This window comes from Caproicibacterium sp. NSD3 (assembly GCF_053613275.1).
On record NZ_CM132119.1, the window covers coordinates 1396313 to 1418967 of the forward strand.

At 43.8% G+C, this 22655-nt stretch carries 19 protein-coding genes; 2 read left to right on the forward strand and 17 right to left on the reverse strand.

All coding sequences use genetic code 11. The annotated features are described in order from the left end of the window. Window positions 1-71: 71 nt before the first annotated feature. From ACVS9P_RS06920 to ACVS9P_RS06985, 14 genes are all read right to left on the reverse strand, one after another. The gene (locus tag ACVS9P_RS06920) at window positions 72-1349 is read right to left on the reverse strand and encodes an adenylosuccinate synthase (RefSeq protein WP_452102856.1); all 1278 of its coding nucleotides are present in this window, start codon (window positions 1347-1349) and stop codon (window positions 72-74) included. Between the two features lie 188 nt (window positions 1350-1537). After that, window positions 1538-2968 (reverse strand): adenylosuccinate lyase, encoded by a 1431-nt coding sequence (purB, locus tag ACVS9P_RS06925; RefSeq protein WP_452102857.1) that lies wholly within the window; start codon window positions 2966-2968, stop codon window positions 1538-1540. 15 nt (window positions 2969-2983) lie between these two features. Next, window positions 2984-4438, reverse strand: a complete 1455-nt coding sequence (purF, locus tag ACVS9P_RS06930; RefSeq protein WP_452102858.1) for an amidophosphoribosyltransferase — start codon at window positions 4436-4438, stop codon at window positions 2984-2986. Window positions 4439-4585: 147 nt separating this feature from the next. Then, window positions 4586-5290, reverse strand: coding sequence for a phosphoribosylaminoimidazolesuccinocarboxamide synthase (gene purC / locus ACVS9P_RS06935; RefSeq protein ID WP_452102859.1), 705 nt, complete (start codon window positions 5288-5290; stop codon window positions 4586-4588). Window positions 5291-5336: 46 nt separating this feature from the next. Then, window positions 5337-8555, reverse strand: a complete 3219-nt coding sequence (gene carB / locus ACVS9P_RS06940) for a carbamoyl-phosphate synthase large subunit (protein WP_452102860.1) — start codon at window positions 8553-8555, stop codon at window positions 5337-5339. Beyond that, the gene (locus ACVS9P_RS06945) at window positions 8552-9628 is read right to left on the reverse strand and encodes a carbamoyl phosphate synthase small subunit (RefSeq protein ID WP_452102861.1); all 1077 of its coding nucleotides are present in this window, start codon (window positions 9626-9628) and stop codon (window positions 8552-8554) included. The genes carB and ACVS9P_RS06945 overlap by 4 nt, the downstream gene beginning before the upstream one ends. A gap of 95 nt (window positions 9629-9723) precedes the next feature. After that, window positions 9724-10944, reverse strand: a complete 1221-nt coding sequence (locus tag ACVS9P_RS06950) for an LL-diaminopimelate aminotransferase (RefSeq protein WP_452102862.1) — start codon at window positions 10942-10944, stop codon at window positions 9724-9726. A 76-nt stretch (window positions 10945-11020) separates the two neighbouring features. Next, the gene (dapF, locus tag ACVS9P_RS06955) at window positions 11021-11854 is read right to left on the reverse strand and encodes a diaminopimelate epimerase (protein WP_452102863.1); all 834 of its coding nucleotides are present in this window, start codon (window positions 11852-11854) and stop codon (window positions 11021-11023) included. Between the two features lie 330 nt (window positions 11855-12184). Further along, a complete protein-coding gene (locus tag ACVS9P_RS06960; protein WP_452102864.1) occupies window positions 12185-13024 on the reverse strand; it encodes a patatin-like phospholipase family protein in 840 nt (279 codons plus the stop codon). Window positions 13025-13035: 11 nt separating this feature from the next. Beyond that, entirely contained in the window at window positions 13036-13515 is a 480-nt protein-coding gene (locus ACVS9P_RS06965; protein WP_452102865.1) for a 23S rRNA (pseudouridine(1915)-N(3))-methyltransferase RlmH, read from the reverse strand. A gap of 11 nt (window positions 13516-13526) precedes the next feature. Continuing rightward, the gene (locus tag ACVS9P_RS06970; protein ID WP_452102866.1) at window positions 13527-14318 is read right to left on the reverse strand and encodes an MBL fold metallo-hydrolase; all 792 of its coding nucleotides are present in this window, start codon (window positions 14316-14318) and stop codon (window positions 13527-13529) included. A gap of 58 nt (window positions 14319-14376) precedes the next feature. Beyond that, entirely contained in the window at window positions 14377-15660 is a 1284-nt protein-coding gene (locus tag ACVS9P_RS06975; RefSeq protein WP_452102867.1) for a UDP-N-acetylglucosamine 1-carboxyvinyltransferase, read from the reverse strand. A 390-nt stretch (window positions 15661-16050) separates the two neighbouring features. Continuing rightward, complete coding sequence (nrdR, locus tag ACVS9P_RS06980; RefSeq protein ID WP_452102868.1) at window positions 16051-16509, reverse strand: transcriptional regulator NrdR; 459 nt, start codon at window positions 16507-16509, stop codon at window positions 16051-16053. Between the two features lie 75 nt (window positions 16510-16584). Further along, window positions 16585-17391 carry a sugar phosphate isomerase/epimerase family protein gene (locus tag ACVS9P_RS06985; protein ID WP_452102869.1) on the reverse strand — a complete coding sequence of 269 codons (807 nt, stop codon included), beginning with the start codon at window positions 17389-17391 and terminating at the stop codon, window positions 16585-16587. Window positions 17392-17515: 124 nt separating this feature from the next. Between ACVS9P_RS06985 and ACVS9P_RS06990 the strand changes: the two genes are divergently transcribed. Next, a complete protein-coding gene (locus tag ACVS9P_RS06990) occupies window positions 17516-19441 on the forward strand; it encodes an ABC-F family ATP-binding cassette domain-containing protein (RefSeq protein ID WP_452102870.1) in 1926 nt (641 codons plus the stop codon). Window positions 19442-19492: 51 nt separating this feature from the next. On the opposite strand, the gene ACVS9P_RS06995 is transcribed toward ACVS9P_RS06990, so the two are convergent. After that, complete coding sequence (locus tag ACVS9P_RS06995; RefSeq protein WP_452102871.1) at window positions 19493-19744, reverse strand: HPr family phosphocarrier protein; 252 nt, start codon at window positions 19742-19744, stop codon at window positions 19493-19495. 137 nt (window positions 19745-19881) lie between these two features. On the opposite strand from ACVS9P_RS06995, the gene mtaB reads away from it, so the two are divergent. Next, a complete protein-coding gene (gene mtaB / locus ACVS9P_RS07000; protein ID WP_452102872.1) occupies window positions 19882-21165 on the forward strand; it encodes a tRNA (N(6)-L-threonylcarbamoyladenosine(37)-C(2))-methylthiotransferase MtaB in 1284 nt (427 codons plus the stop codon). 68 nt (window positions 21166-21233) lie between these two features. Here mtaB and ACVS9P_RS07005 read toward each other — a convergent pair whose 3' ends face one another. Together ACVS9P_RS07005 and ACVS9P_RS07010 are read right to left on the reverse strand one after the other, a co-directional pair. Then, the gene (locus tag ACVS9P_RS07005; RefSeq protein ID WP_452102873.1) at window positions 21234-21788 is read right to left on the reverse strand and encodes a nitroreductase family protein; all 555 of its coding nucleotides are present in this window, start codon (window positions 21786-21788) and stop codon (window positions 21234-21236) included. A 125-nt stretch (window positions 21789-21913) separates the two neighbouring features. Beyond that, window positions 21914-22372, reverse strand: coding sequence for a VOC family protein (locus ACVS9P_RS07010; protein ID WP_452102874.1), 459 nt, complete (start codon window positions 22370-22372; stop codon window positions 21914-21916). Between the last annotated feature and the right edge of the window lie 283 nt (window positions 22373-22655).

A 22655-nucleotide genomic window follows, 5' to 3' on the forward strand; every position in this document is an offset into this window, starting at 1 on the left:
CACTTCTAAGAACCAAAGCAGCGCCAGCACCTTTTAAACATCCGATGCTGACGCCTAGCTTTTTGATCACATTAACGATAGATAATATCGCTGCGCGAAGGTCCGTTGGAAATCATCTTAAATGGTACTCCAACGGCCTTTTCGGCAAATTCAATATAGCGGCGGCAATTCTCCGGCAAATCTTTATACTTCTTAATTCCCCGGATATCACACTTCCAACCCGGCAGCTTTTTAATCACTGGCTTGCAGCGTTTTAACTGCGCAGTCGGTGGGAAATAATCGATCTGTTTTCCATCCAGCTCATAGGCAACGCAAACCGGTATTTCATCCAAATACCCCAAAACGTCCAGAACAGTGAACGCAACTTCTGTCGCATACTGAGCACGAACACCATAACGCGTTGCGACCAAATCCAGCCAGCCGACACGACGAGGTCTGCCGGTAGTGGCACCGAACTCTCCGCCGTCGCCGCCTCTATGGCGCAATTCATCTGCTTCGTCTCCAAAGATTTCACTGACAAATTCTCCTGCACCTACTGCACTGGAATAGGCCTTGACAACCGTAATGATATCTTTGATCTCATAAGGCGGAAGTCCCGCGCCAATCGCTCCATAACCTGCCAGCGTATTAGAAGAGGTCACCATCGGATAGATTCCGAAGTCCGGATCTTTCAAAGAGCCAAGTTGGCCTTCCAGAAGAATCGTTTTGCCTTCTTCCACTGCTTTATGCAGCAATTCGAAGGTATCTCCAACATAAGGATCCAACATTTCTTTATATTCCATCAGCTGACCATAAACTTCTTCCACTGTCAGTTCCGGTTTATGATATAAATTTTTAAAAAGTGCATTCTTAATTGCAACAATCCGTTCAATGCGGTCTTTTAAAGACGCTTCGTCTCCATAAAGTTCTGCAATCTGAAATCCGATTTTTGCAAATTTATCCGAATAGAACGGAGCAATCCCGGACTTTGTCGAACCATAAGACTTTCCGGCAAGACGTGCTTCCTCATAAGTATCCTGCAAAATATGATACGGCATTACAACCTGTGCCCGGTTGGAAACTACAATGTGTGGCTTCGGCACTCCGCGAGATTCCAGATCGGCAATTTCTTTTACAAACCGTTCCGGACTTAAAGCGACTCCGTTGCCAATCACATTCGTAATATGATCGTAGAACACACCGGAAGGAAGCTGATGCAGTGCAAATTTTCCATAATCATTGATAATGGTATGACCTGCATTTGCGCCCCCCTGAAAGCGAATGACAATATCGGAATTGGCAGCTTCCACATCCGTAATTTTACCTTTTCCTTCGTCGCCCCAGTTAGCTCCTACAATTGCTTTAATCATAAATAAACATCTACTCCGCCGCGCCGCTACGGGAACTCTTTGGGCTGCCCTACGGCTGGATTTAGACAGCCTTATTTGTTTAATTTAACTGTATCAACCCATACAGTTTAGCATAAAATGACCTAAAAGAAAAGCTTATAACGGAAAATTCATAAAATGGTCATGCTTTTCCCGCATAACTTTTCTTTTTAAACCGTAATCTCTTCTGCCTGATCTTTGAGCGTTTGATACCGCTGCAAAATAGGCGAAACCGTTTCGTTTAAAAATTCAGTTGTTTGTTCCGGTGCGCGGCCTACATATTTTTCAGGCTTTACAATTTTCTTTAGTTCTTCCATTGTAACCCCAAAGGCCGGGTCTGCAGCAATTCTTGAGAGCAGGTCATTTTCTCCGCCCTCTTCTTTGACGACACGGCTCGCTGCCATAGAATGAACCCGAATCTTCTCATGCAGTTCCTGACGATCCGCTCCGCGCTTTACCGCATCCATCATGATATTTTCCGTCGCCATAAAGGGCAGCTCCCGCTCCAAATGCTGACGGATGACCTTCGGATAAACCACCAAGCCATCTGCAACATTGCGGTAAAGATTCAAAATTCCGTCCACAGCAAGGAATGCTTCCGGAACCGAAATCCGCTTATTGGCAGAATCGTCCAACGTACGCTCAAACCACTGGGTAGCTGCTGTAATACAGGGATTGAGGCTATCCACCATCACGTAACGGGACAAAGAAGCAATTCGCTCACTGCGCATTGGATTGCGCTTATAAGCCATCGCAGAAGACCCAATTTGATTCTTTTCAAATGGCTCTTCTACTTCTTTAAGATGCTGCAGCAAACGAATATCATTAGAAAATTTCGAAGCAGACTGTGCAATTCCACAGAGGACCGCCAGAACCTGACTATCGACCTTTCTGGAATAAGTCTGCCCGGAAACCGGATAGACATCAGAAAATCCCATTTTCTCAGCAATTTTGCGATCCAGTGCTTTTACTTTTTCATGGTCGCCGTCGAAAAGTTCCAAAAAGCTTGCCTGTGTACCGGTAGTCCCTTTACTGCCAAGAAGTTTCATCTTGCTGATTCGGTACTCGATCTCGTCTAAATCCAGCAGCAAATCCTGCATCCAAAGCGTTGCGCGCTTTCCGACCGTTGTTGGTTGTGCCGGCTGAAAATGCGTAAACGCCAGTGTCGGAAGATCCTTATAACGGTCGGCAAAGTTCTGCAGGACACGCAGAACTTCCACAACTTTATTCCGGACAATTTTTAGCGCTTCCGTCATTAGAATCAAATCCGTGTTATCCCCTACATAGCAGGAAGTAGCACCCAGATGAATAATAGGCTCTGCCTTCGGACACTGCTGTCCATACGCATAAACATGGCTCATCACATCATGACGCACCAGTTTTTCGCGAGCTTCGGCAACCTCATAATTAATATCGTCCTGATGGGCTTTCAGCTCATCCACCTGCTCCTGTGTAACCGGAAGGCCCAGTTCCATCTCAGACTCTGCGAGTGCAACCCACAGACAGCGCCAGGTACGAAATTTTTTATCAGAAGAAAACAAATATTTCATTTCCTTATCTGCGTAACGGGCGGATAAAGGAGACTCATAGGTATCTTTCAAAAGAAGTCCTCCAAATCACTTAATTTTCTGAATTGGTCTGCAATAGTCGTTCATTTTATCGGCTATATTAAAGTCGGGAGTCGGCGCCGGATAATGACCTGAGAAACAAGCATCGCAGAACCCATCCTTGATTCCGAGCATTGCCGGCAAATTTTCAACATGCAGATAATCAATAGAATCTGCAAAGCTCATCTTGCCGATTTCTTCCACCGTATGATGGCACGCAATCAAATTTGATTTATCCGGAATATCCGTTCCGTAATAGCATGGCCATAGAAACGGCGGCGAACTGATCCGCAGATGCACTTCTTTTGCACCGGCCTTTTTCAGCATCGTGACAATATGAGCACAGGTGGTTCCGCGCACAATGGAATCATCCAGCATCACAACTCTTTTTCCGCGGAAAGCATCCGGAATCAAATTCAGCTTTAACCGCACACTGCGTTCCCGTTCCAACTGAGTTGGTTTAATAAAAGTACGGCCGATATAATTATTCTTCACAATTCCCTTTTGATAAGGAATCCCAGAGGCTTCCGAATAACCGATCGCTGCATCAATGCCCGATTCCGGAACTCCGATTACGATATCCGCGTCTACGGGGCTCTGCTGATAGAGCAGATGTCCCGCACGTTTTCTCGCTTCATAAACATTGATTCCATCGATTACGCTATCCGGACGCGCAAAATAAATATATTCGAATACGCAAAGTGATTTTTTGACATTGACCGGATCGTGAATCGTTTTAAGTCCGCTTGCATCCGCCATGACAATCTCGCCGGGTTCTACATCACGGACGAATTCTGCTCCGACTGCATCCAGGGCACAGGTTTCCGATGCAAAAACATAGGTCTTATGTCCGATTCTCCCGATGACAAGCGGTCGGAACCCATGAGGATCACGAGCCGCAATCAGTTTTTGTGGACTCATAATGATCAATGAATAAGACCCTTGAATCTTTGGCAATGCACGATGAACCGCCTCTTCGATAGAACCGCATTTTACACGTTCCTGCGCAATCAGGTATGCAATCACTTCGCTGTCGATTGTTGTCTGAAAAATGCAACCCTTTTGCACCAAATCCTGCTGAAGTTCATATGCGTTTGTCAGCGTCCCGTTGTGTGCGATTGCCAAAGTTCCCTTCACATACCGCATTACAAGGGGCTGTGCATTCTCACGAACACTGGCGCCGGCCGTCGAATAACGCACATGTGCGCAAGCCATCTGGCCGGAGAAGCTGTCCAATGTCTGCGTATTAAAAGCTTCTGAGACCAATCCCATATCTTTTGAATACGAGAATACTCCGCGATCATTGACTACAATTCCGCAGCTTTCCTGTCCGCGATGCTGCTGCGCCAAAAGTGCATTGTACGCCGCATAGGCTACATTGACGTCGCCATCTGGACAACTAATGCCGAAAACGCCGCATTCCTCATGTGGCTTATCGTCATAAAGAAACTGTGTCGTGTTCAAAAACTCACCATCCTAATCAATCACGAAATCCCCTAAAAATTCATTTGCAGAACTTTTGGGGGCTTTCTTTTTGTTTTCTATTGGGAAATCGGGAAATCCCCCACTGGAAAAATATCCGGTGCGGGATTTCTGATTTTTCATAAAATCTTACAGACCGATCCGCTTCATAACTTCTGCATAAGCTTCTTCCACACCACCTAAGTCGCGGCGGAAACGGTCCTTATCCAGTTTTTCATGAGTCTTGACGTCCCAGAAGCGGCAGGTATCCGGGCTAATTTCGTCAGCCAAAAGGATCTTGCCCTCAAAACGGCCAAACTCCAATTTAAAATCGATCAGATCAATTCCAACAGACAGGAAAAATTCTTTCATCAACTCATTGATGCGCAGTGTCATCTTACGGATTGTAGAAATTTCTTCTTGAGTAGCCCAGCCCATTGCAAGGACATGGGAATCATTCACCATTGGATCGTCGAGCGGATCGGATTTATAGCAAAATTCCAAAACCGGGCAAAGCAGTTTTTGACCTTCTTCTACACCAAGGCGTTTGGAGAAAGAACCCGCAGCAACATTGCGGACGATCACTTCCAGTGGAACGATCTGTACTTTTTTTACCAAAGTATCGCGGTCAGAGAGTTCTTTCACATAGTGGGTCGGAATACCGTCTTTTTCAAGCATCTGAAACATAAAATTGCTCATCTTATTATTGACAACGCCTTTGCCAACAATGGTACCACGCTTTTTGCCGTTAAATGCAGTTGCATCGTCTTTATAGGATACGATGCAGTATCTCGGGTCTTCCGTTGCAAATACCTTTTTTGCTTTTCCTTCGTACAGTTGTTCTTTCTTTTCCATTTTCATTTACCTCCGTTAAAGTAAAATATCGTTTGACTAATCCTATTTAAACCAAGTTTAAAAATGTGCTTACATGCGTAATATCTACAACGGAAAGTTCCGTTGTTTCAACATGGCGTGCACATGTTAAAAACGCATTCGCGGTATCGAGCGATGTCAGGCATGGAATTCCGGCTTCTACCGCATTGCGGCGAATCAAGAAACCATCCCGATCGTGCTGCATGCCCTTACTCGGTGTATTAATTACCAAATCAATCTTTCCAGACATGATCAGATTAATAATATCATGCTGATTCATTCCAACTTTATGAGTTCGAATTGTCGGGATTTCATGATCATTAAGATATTCCGCCGTACCCTGTGTTGCATAAATCGTCCAGCCCAAATCATAAAGTCCCTTGGCAATCGGAAGGACTTCCGCCTTATCACTGTCCTTGACCGTAATAATAACGCGGCCATTCTTGATCATATGCGTTCCGGCGCCGTAAAACGCTTTGATCAGTGCTTCATCATAGGTGCGGGCAATTCCAAGGACTTCACCGGTGGATTTCATTTCGGGTCCCAAGTTGACATCAGCACCATGAATTTTCTCAAACGAGAAAACCGGCATCTTGATGGCAATATAATCATGCGGTTTCTGAAGACCATACTGATAACCCATCTGCGGCAATGTCTCTCCGAAGAAGGTGCGCACTGCCAGCGGCACAATCGGAATTCCGGTCACTTTGCTGATATAAGGAACCGTTCTGGATGATCTCGGGTTTGCCTCAATGATATAGACGACTTCATCTTTCACAATAAACTGAACATTAAGAAGTCCTTTAACTTTTAAAGCTTTTGCAAGTTTACGAGTATCTTCAACAATGGTCTCCTGTGCTTCTTCACTGATTCCGATCGCAGGATAAACGGAAATACTGTCTCCAGAATGAATCCCGGCACGCTCAACATGCTGCATAATTCCGGGGATCACCGAATCGGTTCCATCACAGACAGCATCAACTTCCACTTCGGTTCCCATGATATACTTATCAACCAGAATCGGATGTTCCTGCGCAATCTGATTGATAATTCCAATCTGATTGACAATATCGGAATCTTCATAGGCAATCTGCATTCCCTGACCGCCAAGGACATAACTCGGACGAACCAAAACAGGATAACCAAGTTGATGCGCCGCGTTTAATGCCTCATCGCAGGTGAAAACGGTATGTCCTGCCGCACGGGGAATCTTACAGTCGTTAAGGATTTCATCAAACCGTTCCCGATCTTCCGCAAGATCAATACTGTCGCTGCTGGTACCGAGAACCGGAACACCCATCTTTTCGATAGAAGCTGCCAGACGAATCGCTGTTTGACCACCGAACTGACAGACAGCGCCATCCGGCTTTTCCAGTTTTACGATATGGAGGATATCTTCTTCCGTCAGTGGTTCAAAGTAAAGTTTATCGGCAATATCAAAATCGGTAGAAACCGTTTCTGGATTATTGTTCACAATAATCGTCTCATAGCCAAGATCTTTTAACGCCCAAACACTGTGTACGGAACAAAAGTCGAATTCAATTCCCTGCCCGATACGAATTGGGCCGGAACCGATAACCACAATCTTTTTACGGCGGCTTTCAGGCTTAGATTCATTCTCAACTCCATAGGTGGAATAATAGTACGGTGTCTCTGCTTCAAACTCAGCAGCACAAGTATCTACCATTTTATAAACCGGAGTAATCTTCCACTCATCCTGCATTTTCCGAAGCTCGTCCACGGATTCACCAGAAAGCTCAGCAATCGTACGATCCAAAAATCCCATGCTTTTCGCTTTCAGCAGAAGCTCTCTTGTCATCTTCTGCTCAGAAAGTGCTTTTTCCATCTCGATAATTGCAGCCAGCTTGCCGATAAACCACAAATCGATCTTGGTGATCTCGTGAATTTTTTCCGGAGAATACCCACGGCGTAATGCTTCCGCTACCGTCCACAGACGACGATCATCCACATTGTGTACCCGCTCCAAAATTTCTTCATCCGAGAAAGAATCCATGCGATGATCTTTTAAACTAAAGAGATTTTGTTCCAAACAGCGAATTGCTTTCATCAAAGCAGCTTCAAAAGTTGGGGCAATCCCCATCACTTCGCCGGTTGCTTTCATCTGTGTACCCAGCACACGCTTTGCATTCAAGAATTTATCAAACGGCCATTTAGGAATCTTTACGACACAATAGTCCAAAGTCGGTTCAAAGCAGGCATACGTCTTCTTTGTGATTGCATTTTTAATCTCGTCCAAAGTGTAGCCCAAAGCAATTTTACTCGCTACCTTTGCAATCGGGTACCCGGTTGCCTTACTTGCAAGCGCAGAAGAACGGCTTACACGAGGGTTAACTTCGATTACACAGTATTCGAAGCTGTCCGGATTCAGCGCGAACTGCACATTACAGCCGCCCTCGACCCCGAGCTCCTGAATAATATTCAAAGAAGCGGTACGCAGCATCTGCGTTTCTTTATCGGCAAGCGTCTGGCATGGTGCTACCACGATGGAATCGCCGGTATGAACGCCGACCGGATCAAGATTCTCCATATTGCAAACGGTAATACAGTTTCCGTTATGGTCGCGTATTACTTCATACTCAATTTCTTTCCAGCCTTCGATAGAACGCTCGATCAGTACCTGATGTACACGGCTGCGGTGCAGTCCAAGTGTCCCGATCTCTTCGAGTTCCTCTTTTGTATGAGCAATTCCGCCGCCGCTGCCGCCCAATGTATAAGCGGGGCGCACAACAACCGGATACCCAATTTTATCAGCTGCATCAAAACACTCATCAAGACTCTCTGCAATCACAGATTTCGCACATGGCTGGTCAATCCGCTCCATCGCTTCTTTAAAAAGTTCACGGTCTTCTGCCATACGAATCGTATCGGCACTCGTACCGATCATTTCGACATGATGTTCTTTTAAGAAGCCGCTCTCTTCCAGTTCAACTGCAAGGTTCAATGCATTCTGTCCGCCCAGAGTTGGTAAAATGCTGTCAGGCTTTTCTTTAATGATTACTTTCTTAACGGTTTCGACGGTCAAAGGCTCGATATATACCTTATCGGCAATTTGCTTATCGGTCATGATCGTCGCCGGGTTGGAGTTGATCAGAATAACCTCTATTCCTTCTTCTCGAATTGCACGGCATGCCTGTGTTCCTGCATAGTCAAATTCTGCCGCCTGTCCGATAATAATAGGGCCGGACCCAATGATAATTACTTTTTTAATTTCCGAACGTTTACTCACAGGGCAGCACCTCCGATCAGATTCATGAAGCGGTCAAAAAGGAATCGCGTATCATGTGGACCACCTGCTGCCTCCGGGTGAAATTGCACGGTAAAGACTCGGCCGTTCTTATAATCAAATCCCTCGATACTGCCATCGTTCATACTAATAAAGCTTGGTTCAGCAATCTTCGGATCCATTGTTTTAGCATCTACGACAAAGCCGTGATTCTGTGAAGAAATATAAACTCTGTTGGCTTTTAGATCCTTGACCGGATGATTGATGCCGCGGTGACCATATTTCAATTTATAGGTATCTCCGCCGTTGGCAAGCGCCATCAGCTGATGTCCCAGACAAATTGCAAAGGTCGGTGTTCCGGAAGCATAGATCCGCTTGATTTCCTCAATGGGCTTTTTGCAGTCCTGCGGATCTCCAGGTCCGTTTGTTAACATAATTCCATCCGGCTTCCACTCTTTGACTTCATCATAAGAAGCATCCCAAGGAAAGCATTTTACTGTTGCGCCGCGCTCTGTTAAACAGCGAATAATATTCCCTTTAACACCATAATCCATCAGCGCAATTTTTACGCTGCCATCGCCATACACTTTGCCGCCGCGGATACTGACTTTCGGCACATAGCTTTCCATTTTGAAATTTTCGATCTGCTCTTTCATCGCTTCAAGGTCGATCGAATCGCCATACGCGATCATGCCGCGCATGGTACCGCTCTCCCGTAAAATTCTGGTAAGTGCACGGGTATCAATTCCCTGCAGGCCAGGAATCTGATAGCGTTTCAAATAATGATCCAAGTCAATATCACAACGGAAATTACTCGCTACGTTCGAAACCGAATGAACAATATACGCACTCAGCCACGGACGTGTAGACTCAGCGTCCTGATAGCAGATCCCATAATTTCCGATCATGGGATAAGTCATCACAACACCCTGCCCGGCATAAGAGGGATCCGTAAGAAGCTCCGGATAGCCGCACATTGCACTGTTAAAAACAATTTCGCTTACAACATTGTGCTCATCGCCAAATCCGGTTCCTTCAAAGGTCATCCCGTTTTCCAACATTAGTAATGCCTTCATTCAATCACCAACCATTCTTTTAAACTCATCTTCTAAATTTCCCAGTTCCGCACAAAGAGAGCCCTTGAACCAGGGGCCCTCTTTATAAATAAACTCTATTTTTCTTTTGAAAAAGCATCGACAATCAGTTTAACTGCTTTCTCCGTATTCTCCTTAGTATTAAATGCAGTCAGGCGGAAAAATCCTTCTCCTGCCATTCCGAATCCGCTTCCGGGAGTACCAACGACGCCGCATTTTTCCAAAAGCTGATCAAAGAATTCCCAGCTGGTCATCCCCGCCGGAACTTTGAGCCATGCATAAGGGCTATCCTGACCACCATAAACAGTGAATCCAGCTTTTTTAAATCCATCTACAATAATGTGGGCATTTTGTTTATAATATGCAATGTTTTCACGGACCAATTTCTGTCCTTCTTCAGAATAAACAGCCTCTGCCCCACGCTGTATCGGATAAGAAACACCATTCATCTTTGTGGACTGACGGCGGCTCCAGAGACGATTCATAGAAATGCCATCGATCACAAGCTCTTTGGGAATCACTGTAAACGCACAGCGGGTACCGGTGAATCCAGCCGTTTTACTGAAACTGCGAAATTCAATTGCACACTTCTTTGCGCCCTCGATCTCATAAATACTATGCGGTACATTGGGGGTAGAAATAAACGCTTCATATGCTGCATCATACAGGATAACCGCTTGATGATCCAACGCGTACTGAACCCATTTTTCGAGTTCCGTTTTTGAAATGCTAACACCAGCAGGATTATTGGGGAAACAAAGATAAATCATATCCACATCCTGCTTTGGAAGCTGAGGCAAAAATTCATTTTCCTCTTTGCAGGGCAAATAAACGATCTTGCTCCAGCCTTTTCCTTCTGCATAAGTCCCCGCTCTGCCTGCCATCACGTTGGTATCCACATAAACAGGGTAAACCGGATCACAAACTGCAACGACATTATCGACACTGAAAATATCCCCGATAGAACCAGTATCGCTTTTGGCTCCATCACTGACAAAGACTTCGTCTTCTGAAACATTTAATCCTTTGTAATCATGAGTAATGATTGCTTTTCGAAGGAACTCATATCCAGCTTCCGGTCCATATCCGTGAAAAGTCTCTGGGTGTCCCATTTCCTCTGCGGCTTTTTTGATTGCATCTACAACCGGGCGTACCAAGGGACGAGTTACATCACCGATTCCAAGCCGAATAATTTCTTTTTCCGGGTGAGCTTTCTGAAAAGCTTCTACTTTTTTTGCAATGTCTACAAACAAATAACTTGCAGGAAGTTTCGCCAGATTTTCATTTGCCTTTACCAACGCTAAAACACTCCTTTTGTCTGCTACTATATAATAAGAATCAACTATTTCTTTCTATGTTAATATCAAATAATTATCAAATTTCAATTTCTCCGTCAAAAACAGTTACTGCCGGACCTTCCATCCAAACAGTATTTTCTTTTTCGTCCCAGCTTACCTGTAAATCTCCGCCGCGCAGATGCAGCAGCACGCTGTGGCAGGTAATCCCGTTTAAGATACAGGCAACCGCCGAAGCACACGCTCCGGTTCCGCAAGCCCAAGTTTCGCCGCTGCCGCGCTCCCAAACACGCATATTTACCTCGTGATCAGAAAGCACTTCAACGAACTCCGTATTAACTCTCTGCGGAAACGCCGGATGGTTTTCAAAAGAAGGTCCAATCGCTGCTAAATCCAGAGAAGCAACATCCTTTACGAAAGTCACACAGTGTGGATTTCCCATAGATACACAGGTGACACGATATTCTTTTCCATCCACTGAAAGCGGCACATTGACCGCCCGATCTCCTGGAAAATCCGCTGGAATCTGAGCAGGGCTCAAAATTGGTGCTCCCATATTGACGCGTACCGATTGAACAGTTCCATTCTGAACATTCAGATAAAGCGTTTTCACTCCGCTTTGGGTATCGACCCGCAGCACATCTTTTTTGCAGATTCCATGATCATACACATATTTTCCGACACATCGAATCCCGTTGCCGCACATCATGGCACGAGAACCATCCGCATTATAAATATCCATCTCACAGTCTGCCTGTCTGCTCGGTTTAATCAGAATAATTCCATCTGAACCAATTCCGAAATGCCGGTCTGACAAACGAATGCTCAAAGCTGCCGGATCCGGGACCTTTTCTTCAAAGCAATTAATGTAGATATAATCATTCCCGATTCCCTGCATTTTTGTGAATCTCAAGAAATCACCCCTTCTTGTTTTCAAAAATAGAAAATGGCAAAGCCGCCCTGTTTTCAGAACCTCCTTGCCATTTAAGCTGTATTCGTTTTGACTCTCATATTTTATTATATTTTACAGGTTGTGTCAATGTTTTTTGCCTTCTAAAAGAGTCATTTCATTTTCTGCACAAGTTTTACGAATTTTTTGCTGAATTTTCGAGAATTTGCATAACACTTTTTAAAAAATTTCATTGCAATTTCAAAAATCTCCTAAAACTCAATTCCATTTTTTTGAATTTTGAAGATTCTTTTTTCTATTTATGCAAATTTTTTTTGGGCATTGACCGTCTTATCACCCTAAAAAATCTTCAATTACCTCTGCATCTTTGAATCCTTTCTGATAAAGATGCTCCAGCATATTTTTGTTTTTAGTAAGTGTATTGATCCCGGCAATTTGGTCCGGCGCTATAATCACAGCCTTCCCATTTTTCTCCAATTCTTTGGCAAAAGCAACGCCCTCATTGTACCTTTTTGCCCGAAGATGAAGATTCCGTGCCGCCTTGGGATATCTGCGGCGCAAAATACGTACAAAGTGGTCATCTCCACCGGAAGTACGAATTAAATTCCGCGGTTTTGTCAAAATCACAACAATGCGCTCGCAACCATCCTGCAGCGCTTTTTGCACCGGAACCGGATCGCTGAGCGCTCCATCAAAATAAAGAGTCCCATGAAATGGATACGGACGGCAAACAACCGGAATCGCAGACGAAGCGCCGAGAATTCCGTAATTATCCTTTAAAAAATCACTCTTATCAAAATATTTTACTTTTCCGCTCACTGCTTCAGAAGCAACCACTTTCATTTCTGCCGGATTTTCTACAAATTTTGGATAATCCAAAGGATATTCTCCATCCGAATTACTGAGAACCCCATAGACATAATTAAGATCCAGATAAGAACCTCCATGAACAAGATTATGCAAACTCATGTAATTTGGCCGAAAGGCATAGTCGCGGTAATACCGTAAATTTCTTCCGCGCTGCCCTGCGAGATAGGCCACAATATTTGCGCTGCCTGCAGACACCCCGATACATTCGTCAAACTGGATTCCCTTCAACAAACAATAATCAAACACACCGGCTCCATAGATTCCCCGCAGTCCGCCGCCAACATCAACTACTCCTGTTTTCATAATGATTCGCCTCATTTATGATATTTTCCATGATTCAAAATTTGAAAAGAACGATAAATTTGTTCACAGAGCATCACCCGTGCCAACTGATGCGGAAACGTCATCGGTGACATTGAAAGACGTAGATTTCCTGATTCTTTTACCGAATCATCAAGTCCAAAACTGCTTCCGATTATAAAAGAAATGGAACTTATCCCAGAAACTGCTTTATTTCCAATCCATTTTGCAAGATCCGGAGAGGAAATCTCTTTTCCCTCAATGCAAAGCGGAACTATTTCCGTATTTTTGCACTCAGAAAGAATATGCTCCCCTTCTTCTCGTAATGCCGCCTTAATTTGAGCCGCACTCGGATTTTCCGGCAAACGGCATTCCGACAATTCCCGAATGGAAAACTTTGCAAAACTCTGCATACGTTTTTCATACTCACTGCAGGCCAAACGCCAATAGGATTCTTTTAGTTTTCCAATGCAAACAATTTGTACATTCAGCATTTTTTCGCTCCTTAAAACACCGTAAAGTCTCCGGGGTTTTCCCGAGGTGCTACTGAAAGTTCAAAATCCGTTCCCTGATTCATCCCCTCCATAGTAAGCGCACAAAGCGTTGTCTGCAGCGCAATCTCCGGTGTATTATTCTCACGGCTCAAATGTGCAAGAAAAAATCTGGCAGCCCCCATACGGACAAGTTCTGAGATAGCATCCGCACAGGCAATATTGGAGAGATGCCCGGTGTCCGAAAGAATCCGCTTTTTGAGTGAGTATGGATAGGGCCCATTCTGGAGCATCCCTACATCATGATTGGATTCCAAAACCACCAAATCGGCTCCCATAATATGGCACCGTACCTCTTCCGTAAAATGGCCGAGATCGGTTGCAAAAGCAGCGGTTCGTCCGTCTGATGTTTCAACTCGGTAACCGACTCCCTCGGCGCAGTCATGCGGAATATGGAATGGTGTAACACGCATTCCCGCACAATTAGTCCCGTTCCAGTCGAGCGGCAAAGCGCGAAAGCTTCCATTGGCAATTTTTAGATTTTCCAATGCTCCAAGCGTTCCATTCGATGCGTAAACCGGAACTTTTAAGCGGGAAGCCAAAACTCGCAGTCCCGAAACATGGTCGGAATGTTCATGCGTTACAAAAATTGCCTGGATCGTTTTAGGATCAATTTTGCACAATTCCATCCGCTGAATCAGTTGTTTGGCACTCCGACCGGCATCTATTAAAATTCCCGCTCCTGCAGAGCCTATGTAATAACTGTTTCCGCTGCTTCCACTGAACAGCGGGCAAAATCTTGCCAAATCGCATTTCCCCCTAAAAAGAAAAAAGGGATGACCCGTTGTCATCCCTTAAGGATTTTTATACTACCTGCGCTCCTATGGGATTTTCTTCCGTAACCCGTTCAATCTGACCCCCCAGAGCCTGAAGCTTCTCAACGATGTGCTCATAACCGCGTTCGATATAATGAATTCCCTCGATCGTGCTGGTACCATTTGCAGCTAAAGCTGCGATCACCAGCGCGGCACCGGCACGAAGATCACATGCGTGTACAGGAGCCGCATTGAGATGATCGACTCCCTCAACCACCGCAAGCTTTCCGTCCACCGAAATCTGAGCACCCATTTTGCGCAGTTCTTCCACATAGCGAAAACGATTATCCCAAACACTTTCATTCACCATGCTGGTTCCGTTCGCCAGAGAAAGCAAAACCGAAAACTGCGGCTGCATATCTGTCGGAAATCCCGGATGAGGCATTGTTTTAATATTACATTTGTTGAGGACTCCGGTACTGCGTACACGAACTGCCTCATCAAATTCTGTCACTTCTATTCCCATCTCTTCCAGCTTTGCCGTAATGGATTCCAAATGTTTCGGAATCACATTTTTAACCAGCACATCTCCACCGGTTGCAGCGGCAGCCACCATATAAGTTCCAGCCTCAATTTGATCCGGAATAATAGAATAGGTTGTCCCACAGAGATGGTCCACTCCGTGAATCTTAATCACATCGGTACCGGCACCACGAACATCCGCACCCATTGTTGTCAAAAAGTTTGCCAAATCAACGATATGCGGCTCCTTCGCTGCGTTCTCAATCACCGTCAGGCCCGGGACTTTTGCTGCTGCCAGCATAATGTTCATCGTCGCACCTACTGAAACGACATCCAGATAAACATTACCCCCGTGCAGATGGTCGCTCTGTACATCTACCATGCCGCCGGAAAGCGTATAAGAAGCCCCCAACGCGGCAAATCCTTTTAAATGTTGATCAATTGGCCGCACCCCAAGATAGCAGCCGCCCGGCAATGGAACCACCGAATGATGGAATCTGCCCAAAAGTGCGCCCAAAAGGTAGTAAGATCCACGAATTTTGTGCGACAATTCATAAGAAGCCACATAACTATTCATGGGGCGGGGATCAATTTCTACAGTGGTATGGTTAACCCAACGGACTTTTGCCCCCAAGTCACGCAAAATATGCAACATAGAAGCAACGTCTGTAATCTCTGGTATATTTTCCAAACGGCACACATCATCAGATAATGCCACCGCTGGTATAATAGCAACCGCTGCATTTTTAGCTCCGCTAATATTAACTTCGCCTTCCAAGCGGCGGCCGCCGGTAATTACAAATTTATCCAAACTCAGCACTCTCCCATTTTTAAAAGAGGAATCTTTCAGTTCTAACTCTAGTATACTCTGTTTTTATCATTCAAACAGGTAAATAGGCACAAATATTAAAATACAATATTTTACAATTCTTTATTTTAAAAGTCACAATTATGTAAAGTTATCTATAAACACTTTTTTATATTAATACAAAAATAAAAAAATGTCAATCCTGTTATTTTTTCTATTATTTTTGTTCTCTTAATAAAGCAGAAAAGTGCGTAAAATACAATTTTATTCCATATATTAAAATTCATTACCGGTTAAAAATGGTAAAGCACCACCCAACTCATAATAAAAAATGATGCGTACTGCCAGATAGACAATACACATCATTTTGAAATCAAAAGTCTTTCTATGGCTTTATTTTTTATTTTTCATAATACGGCTGAGTTCTTCCATAAAAGTATCAATATCTTGAAACTGACGATAGACCGACGCAAACCGAACATAAGCGACTTCATCAATTTTCTGCAGCTGTTTCATTGCATATTCGCCAATCAAAGAAGACGGAACTTCCCGATCTAAAGAATTTTGAAGCATGTTTTCGATCTCATCCACAACACGTTCCAGCTGATCTACAGAAATCGGCCGCTTTTCACAGGCACGCAGAAGGCCATTCAGCAGTTTATTACGATCAAATGTTTCGCGAGATTTATCTCGCTTAATAACAACAATCGGAACCGTTTCAATGATTTCATAAGTCGTAAATCTTTTTGCACATTTAAGGCATTCCCGGCGGCGGCGAATTCGTTCTCCTTCATCTGTCGGGCGAGAGTCAATCACTTTGCTTTCTTCATTTCCACAATATGGACATTTCATCAGCCCACCTCCTCATTATTAATCCCAACATATAATCCCAATATTATTTATTATAGCACGGATTTTTTCTGAAATTCAAGATGATATTGTGTAAAAATATTTTTGAATTGTTTCTGCCTTTTTCTTGGCCTCAATCAGATCCTGACGATCGCGAAAATTCTTCCGATAAACTTCAATAATTAAGTTTCCTTTATAGTTCTGCCGTTTGAGTTGCCTCATCAGCCGGCCATAATCCGTAACTCCTTGGCCAGGCAGCAAGCAGTCTTTTCCTGGCTTATGATCATTAAGGTGGATATGTACTAATTGTTCCCCCATCTGTGCACAAGTCTCAAACGGATCATGACCAGACCGCACTGCCTGTTTCAGATCAAGGACAAATGCACAGTCTCCGTGCAGATAAGACCGCATACGGTGTAAAAATTCCGGATTTTCGCTGCAAAACGCATTTACATTTTCCTGTGCAAGTGTAACTCCATAAGTCTTTCCAAGTTCAAAAAGGCGATGATACCGTTCAAAATAGATTTCTTCCGGAATATCCCCTGCGCGCTCTTTTCTCTGTCCGTGCAGCACTAAAATTTCTGCACCCAAAAACGCCGCTGCCTCAAAATACTGGCGATAAAATTCCATACTGTCTTCAAATCGACGCTCATAGGCCGAAAAAAGCAGGAAACTCTCATAGCCGGATGTAAACGGATGCAGACTTAAAATCTTCGCACCACGGCTTTCTGCCTGAATTTTAAGCTGGTCGAGATATGGATGGTGTAGCTCAGAAAACGTATTAACGAACACTTCAAAAAAACGAAAGCCACAATTCAGCAGTTTTTCAAATCCGTTTTCCAATGCTTCCGGATAAAAGCAAGCGGTCGAAATCCCGATTTGCACGCAATCATCTCCTACTGAATAATTATATCATCGCTCCACGTCTGCGTAAAGCGATTATCTTGATTTTAGAAAATTGTTTCTGTATAATAAGACGGTATATGATTTTTCGAAGGGGGATTTTTGAATGGGACTGATAAGTGTAAGCGGACTGTCAAAATCATTTGGAGTTGAAACAGTTTTTCAAAATGTCTCCTTCGAAATTCAGCAAAATGACCGGATCGGCCTAGTGGGGGCAAACGGCAGCGGCAAAACGACGCTTTTAAAAGCACTGACTTTAGAGCAGCCTGCCGATGAAGGAACCGTTTCCAAAGCCAACCGTACACAAATTGGATATATGGAACAACATGTTTGCCGTGACTTAGAGAAAAGCGCATATGCAGAGGTTCTGACTGTATTTTCCGATCTTCTGAAAATGGAACGGAATCTGGAAGAAATCGGACATGCTATTGGTGCAGGCAGCCCGGATATGGATCATTTAATTGAGCGTCAAAGTCTTCTCAATGATACATTTCTCCGCCGAGGAGGATTAACCTGCCGTGCAAGAGCACGCAGCACTCTTCTCGGACTCGGTTTTACCGATGAACAAATGGGACAGCCGATCGGCGTTTTAAGCGGCGGTCAGCGCGCTAAACTTCAGCTTGCAAAGCTTCTGCTGAGTTCCTCCAATTTACTTCTTTTGGACGAACCCACCAACCACCTTGATATCTCCAGTGTTGAATGGCTGGAAGACTTTCTTAGAAACTTTAGCGGTGCTTTTTTAGTGATTTCCCATGACCGATATTTTCTTGATAAGCTCTGCAACCATATCTTTGAACTTTCCAATGGAAATCTAACCTGTTATAAAGGCGGATATTCCTCTTATCTTTCACAAAAAGAGCAAAACGATCTGACGGTAACCAGACGCTACGAAAATACGCAGCGGGAAATTCATCGCCTGGAGGGCGTTGTAAAACAGCAGCGTCAATGGAACCGAGAAAAGAATATCCGCACGGCTGAAAGTAAGTTGAAGGTAATCGACCGCCTGCAAGATTCCCTGGAAATTCCTGAAAGCGCTGCACAATCCCTGCACTTTCATTTTTCCATTAAACAGCGCAGCGGCGATGAAGTCCTAAAGGCAAAGGGTCTTTCCCTCACTTTCGGTGAAAAACCGCTTTTCGAAAATATTGACCTTGATATTCGCCGTGGGGAACGTGTCTTTTTGCTCGGTCCCAATGGCTGTGGAAAAACTTCTCTGCTAAAAACGCTGTTGGGTCAAAACCGACCGGACTGCGGAACGATCACTTTCGGAAGCGGCGTCTCCGTCGGCTATTACGACCAATTACAGACCGGCCTTCACCCAGAAAAAAATGTTTTGGATGAAATTTGGGATTCTTACCCCGGTCTTACACAGACACAAGTTCGCAGCGCATTGGCTGTTTTTCTGTTTCAGGGAGATGATGCCTTTAAATCCGTTGCAACTCTTTCCGGTGGCGAACGCGCTCGTGTATTGCTCTTGAAGCTGATGCTTTCCCGTTCTAATTTTCTTCTTTTAGATGAACCTACCAACCATCTCGATATTCCTTCCAGTGAAGCGCTGGAAAATGCGCTGCTCGATTATGAGGGCACTCTCTTAATCGTTTCGCATGATCGTTATTTAATCAATAAGCTCGCCGATCACATTTATGATCTAAGGCCGGATCGTGCTGTTCCTTATAAAGGAAACTATGAGGATTTTCTGGCAGAACAAAAAAAAGAACAGACGATCTCCGGAAATCCCGATCTTTCTGCCCCCAAAAAAGAAAACTCCTATCAGCTTCGCAAAGAACAACAAGCGCAATTACGAAAAATGAAAGCAGATTTAGGACGAACAGAAAATCGGATTGATGAAATTGAAAACGAGCTTCAAGCACTCAACACACAACTGCAATCGCCAGAAATAGTCAGCGACTATCAAGCAACATTGGAACTGACACAAAAAATCAATGCACTGCAAACAGAAAACGAGAATTTAATGTCTTCATGGGAAGAGCTCTCTAAAGAGGTCGACACTGCAGAAAACGATGTAAAATAAAGAATAAAAAAAGCTGTCGCTTAAAAAGCGACAGCAATGTTTGTCACGTCCTCACGATTCTGTTTTAGCCTGCTGAAATTCTTTAATCTTCTGTGCAAAAAGTTCTTTTTCTTCTTCACTACACTCGTTGACTTCTACTGTAATGGGTTCACTGAGATTCAGGCTGAATACACCCATAATGGATTTTGCATCCATTTTATACTTATCTGCACACAGATTGACTTCAAATGGAAAACTGGACACAAGCGAAACAAATTTTTTAACATCATCAATGTTTGACAGATGAATTTTAGTTGTATACATGTTCACCAAACTCCTTTCTTCATCTGAGCTTTTTCGAAATCTTCCCAATTCTAGCTCATCATTCCAAAAAATTCAAGAGGATTCTTTATAATTTCCTAACATTTTTGCAATTGTTTTTCAGAAAGTTGGACTATCTTATGAACATTACCGCAATCACACTCGGCTGTAAAGTAAATCAATATGAAACCGAAGCCATGCTCTCTATGGCAGAAAATTCCGGATTTACTGTCTGTGAAGGAGACTGTGCCGATATTATCCTAATTAACTCCTGTACCGTCACAGCCACCAGTGACCACAAAGTCCGTCAAACGCTTCATCGTGTGAGAAGAAAAAATCCCACTTCCGTCATCATTTTGACCGGCTGCATGCCACAGGCATTCCCCCAAAAGGCTGCCGCACTCGATGATGCTGATATTATTCTCGGGAATTCCAACCGTAATTCATTGATCTCTCATATCCACGATTTTCTGACACACCGTGAGCGGATCATTGATATTGAACCTCATGGAACTTCTTTCGAATCCATGCAGGTAACAGAATTTCATGAGCATACGCGTGCTTTTGTCAAAATAGAGGACGGCTGCAATCGTTTCTGTTCCTATTGTATTATTCCCTATGCGCGTGGGCGAGTTCGCTCCAAGCCATTATCAGAATTAAAAGAAGAGCTTTCCGGGCTTGCAGAAAACGGATATCGGGAAATTGTGCTTACAGGAATCAATCTGCCTGCTTATGGGCAGGACATTGGGGCAACTTTATGCGATGCCATTGAAACAGCCTGCAAAATCAGCAAAATTCACAGAGTTCGTCTGGGCTCTTTGGAACCGGAACAGTTAACTCCACCGGTAATTGCACGAATGGCTGCTCAAAAGAAGCTCTGTCCTCAGTTTCATCTTTCTCTGCAAAGCGGCTGTGACAAAACTCTGCGCCGAATGAATCGTCATTACACAACAGATGAATATCGAGAAATTGTTCAGAATCTTCGCGCGGCATTTGGGAATGCTGCGATTACTACCGATATTATGGTCGGTTTTTCTGGGGAAACAGAAGAAGAGTTTCAGCAAAATCTCGCTTTTGAACAGGAAATTGCTTTCTCAAAAGTTCATGTATTTCCTTATTCCAGACGTCCCGGCACCAGTGCTTATGAAATGCCCGAGCAGGTGAGCAACGCGGAAAAAGAGCGCCGTTCTGCTGCAATGATTTCAGCGGCACACAAAACGCAGCAGACTTTTCTAAAAGCACAAGTGGGACTTTGTGAAGAGGTTTTGTTTGAGCGCTCTTGCGCAAAGAATGTCTATGAAGGGTACACACCAAACTATACTTTGGTAAGAGCGGTAAGCAGCGATGATCTTTCCGGAAAGCTTCTGATGACAGAAATTTTAACTGCAGAGTCTGGATTCTGTACCGGAAAAATTCGGGCATAATTTAAAGACTTCATGCAAAAAAAGCAAAAAAAGGGTGATAGGCGCTAAAGTTTACCTATCACCCTTTTTTATTTTGCTTTTAAAAGGATCTCGTTCATAGGTTTGCGTGGGCGCGAATTTGGCGACTCTGCCGGATAGCCAATTGCAATGGAACAAACTAGCTGCATGGATTCGCAGCCAACCGACTGACAGATCTCTTCTTGTGTATAGACAGTATCTCTGATCCAAAGAGCACCAAGCCCTAAATTTACAGCTTCCAAACAGATATGCTCTACCGCAGCACCGATTGAAAGCAAATCTCCCGTCATCCAATGATCATCGTCATCTTGTCGAAAGACCAAAATAAGCACAGAAGCTTCTTTGATCACACGGGCTGAATTTTTAGAACTGTTTGCATAGTCTGGAATCTCAATATCATTTTGCTCAAAAAGGTTCAGCATGATTTGTGCCACATGGTCTTTCTGCTCCCCTTTCAGCACCATGAATCTCCACGGCTGCCGGTTCTTACCCGATTGGCACAGACGGGCACATTCTAGAATCTTTTCCATTTTTTCGTCTTCTACATCGCGCGCTAAAAATTTTCGGATACTTCTTCTTTTTTGAATCACCGACTCCAATTCCATCAATTACACTCCCCTTTTTTAAAGCTTTTTCTCATTATATAAATGATAACAAGGAATTTGTCAAGAGTTTTCTCTTATCCTTTCATTTAGCATCCTGCAAAATAAGCATTCTAATGATCTCATGATTAAGCTTTTATTTTTCTCCAGCTTTGTAATTCAATAATATTTCCCTCCGGATCTTTGGCATATACAAAAACGGCTTCTATATTATCAGGATAAGCCGCAGTAACGACATCCCCCACAGCGCTTCCGCCAGCACTAATAACTTCTTTCAGTGTCGCCTCTACATCGTCCACTTCAAAGGCTATATGCGCGATCCCCGGACGGTTAATTTCTGCGGGGATTGCTTCTTTCAATGTATCATAAGAGAATATTTCCAAGGTTGGATGGTCTTTATTATAACCGGGTAAAAGAAGATGTTCTCCTGTAATATGTGCTTCTTTTAAACCGGTAAGCTTGTCCAACCATGCTCCTCGAAGGTCACGTGTCTCATTGATACTTTGACAATGAAATACCGTCTTATAAAAATCTACCAGCTTACTTGCATTCTTTGCTATCATATTGGTATGAACATATCTAAACATTTTAATGGCTCCCTTCATCTCTGCAAATTAGTTTAAGTATAACATAAAAGGCATAAAAATAAAAAAACTCCATCTGCAAGTTTAAGTCTTAACAAATGTTGTGGTCAGTATAATATCTTTCCTATACCACATGACCATTCTCTCCTGTTTTTGTACTGAACGATCCATTTTAAAAGTTGTTTTATTTCCCCAGTCCTTCTGAAAATGGGCGTGAAAATGCCCGGCACTTAATTTTGGGCCGGGCATTTTGTATCGTTGCGTTTATATCTAATGGCTCCGTCTG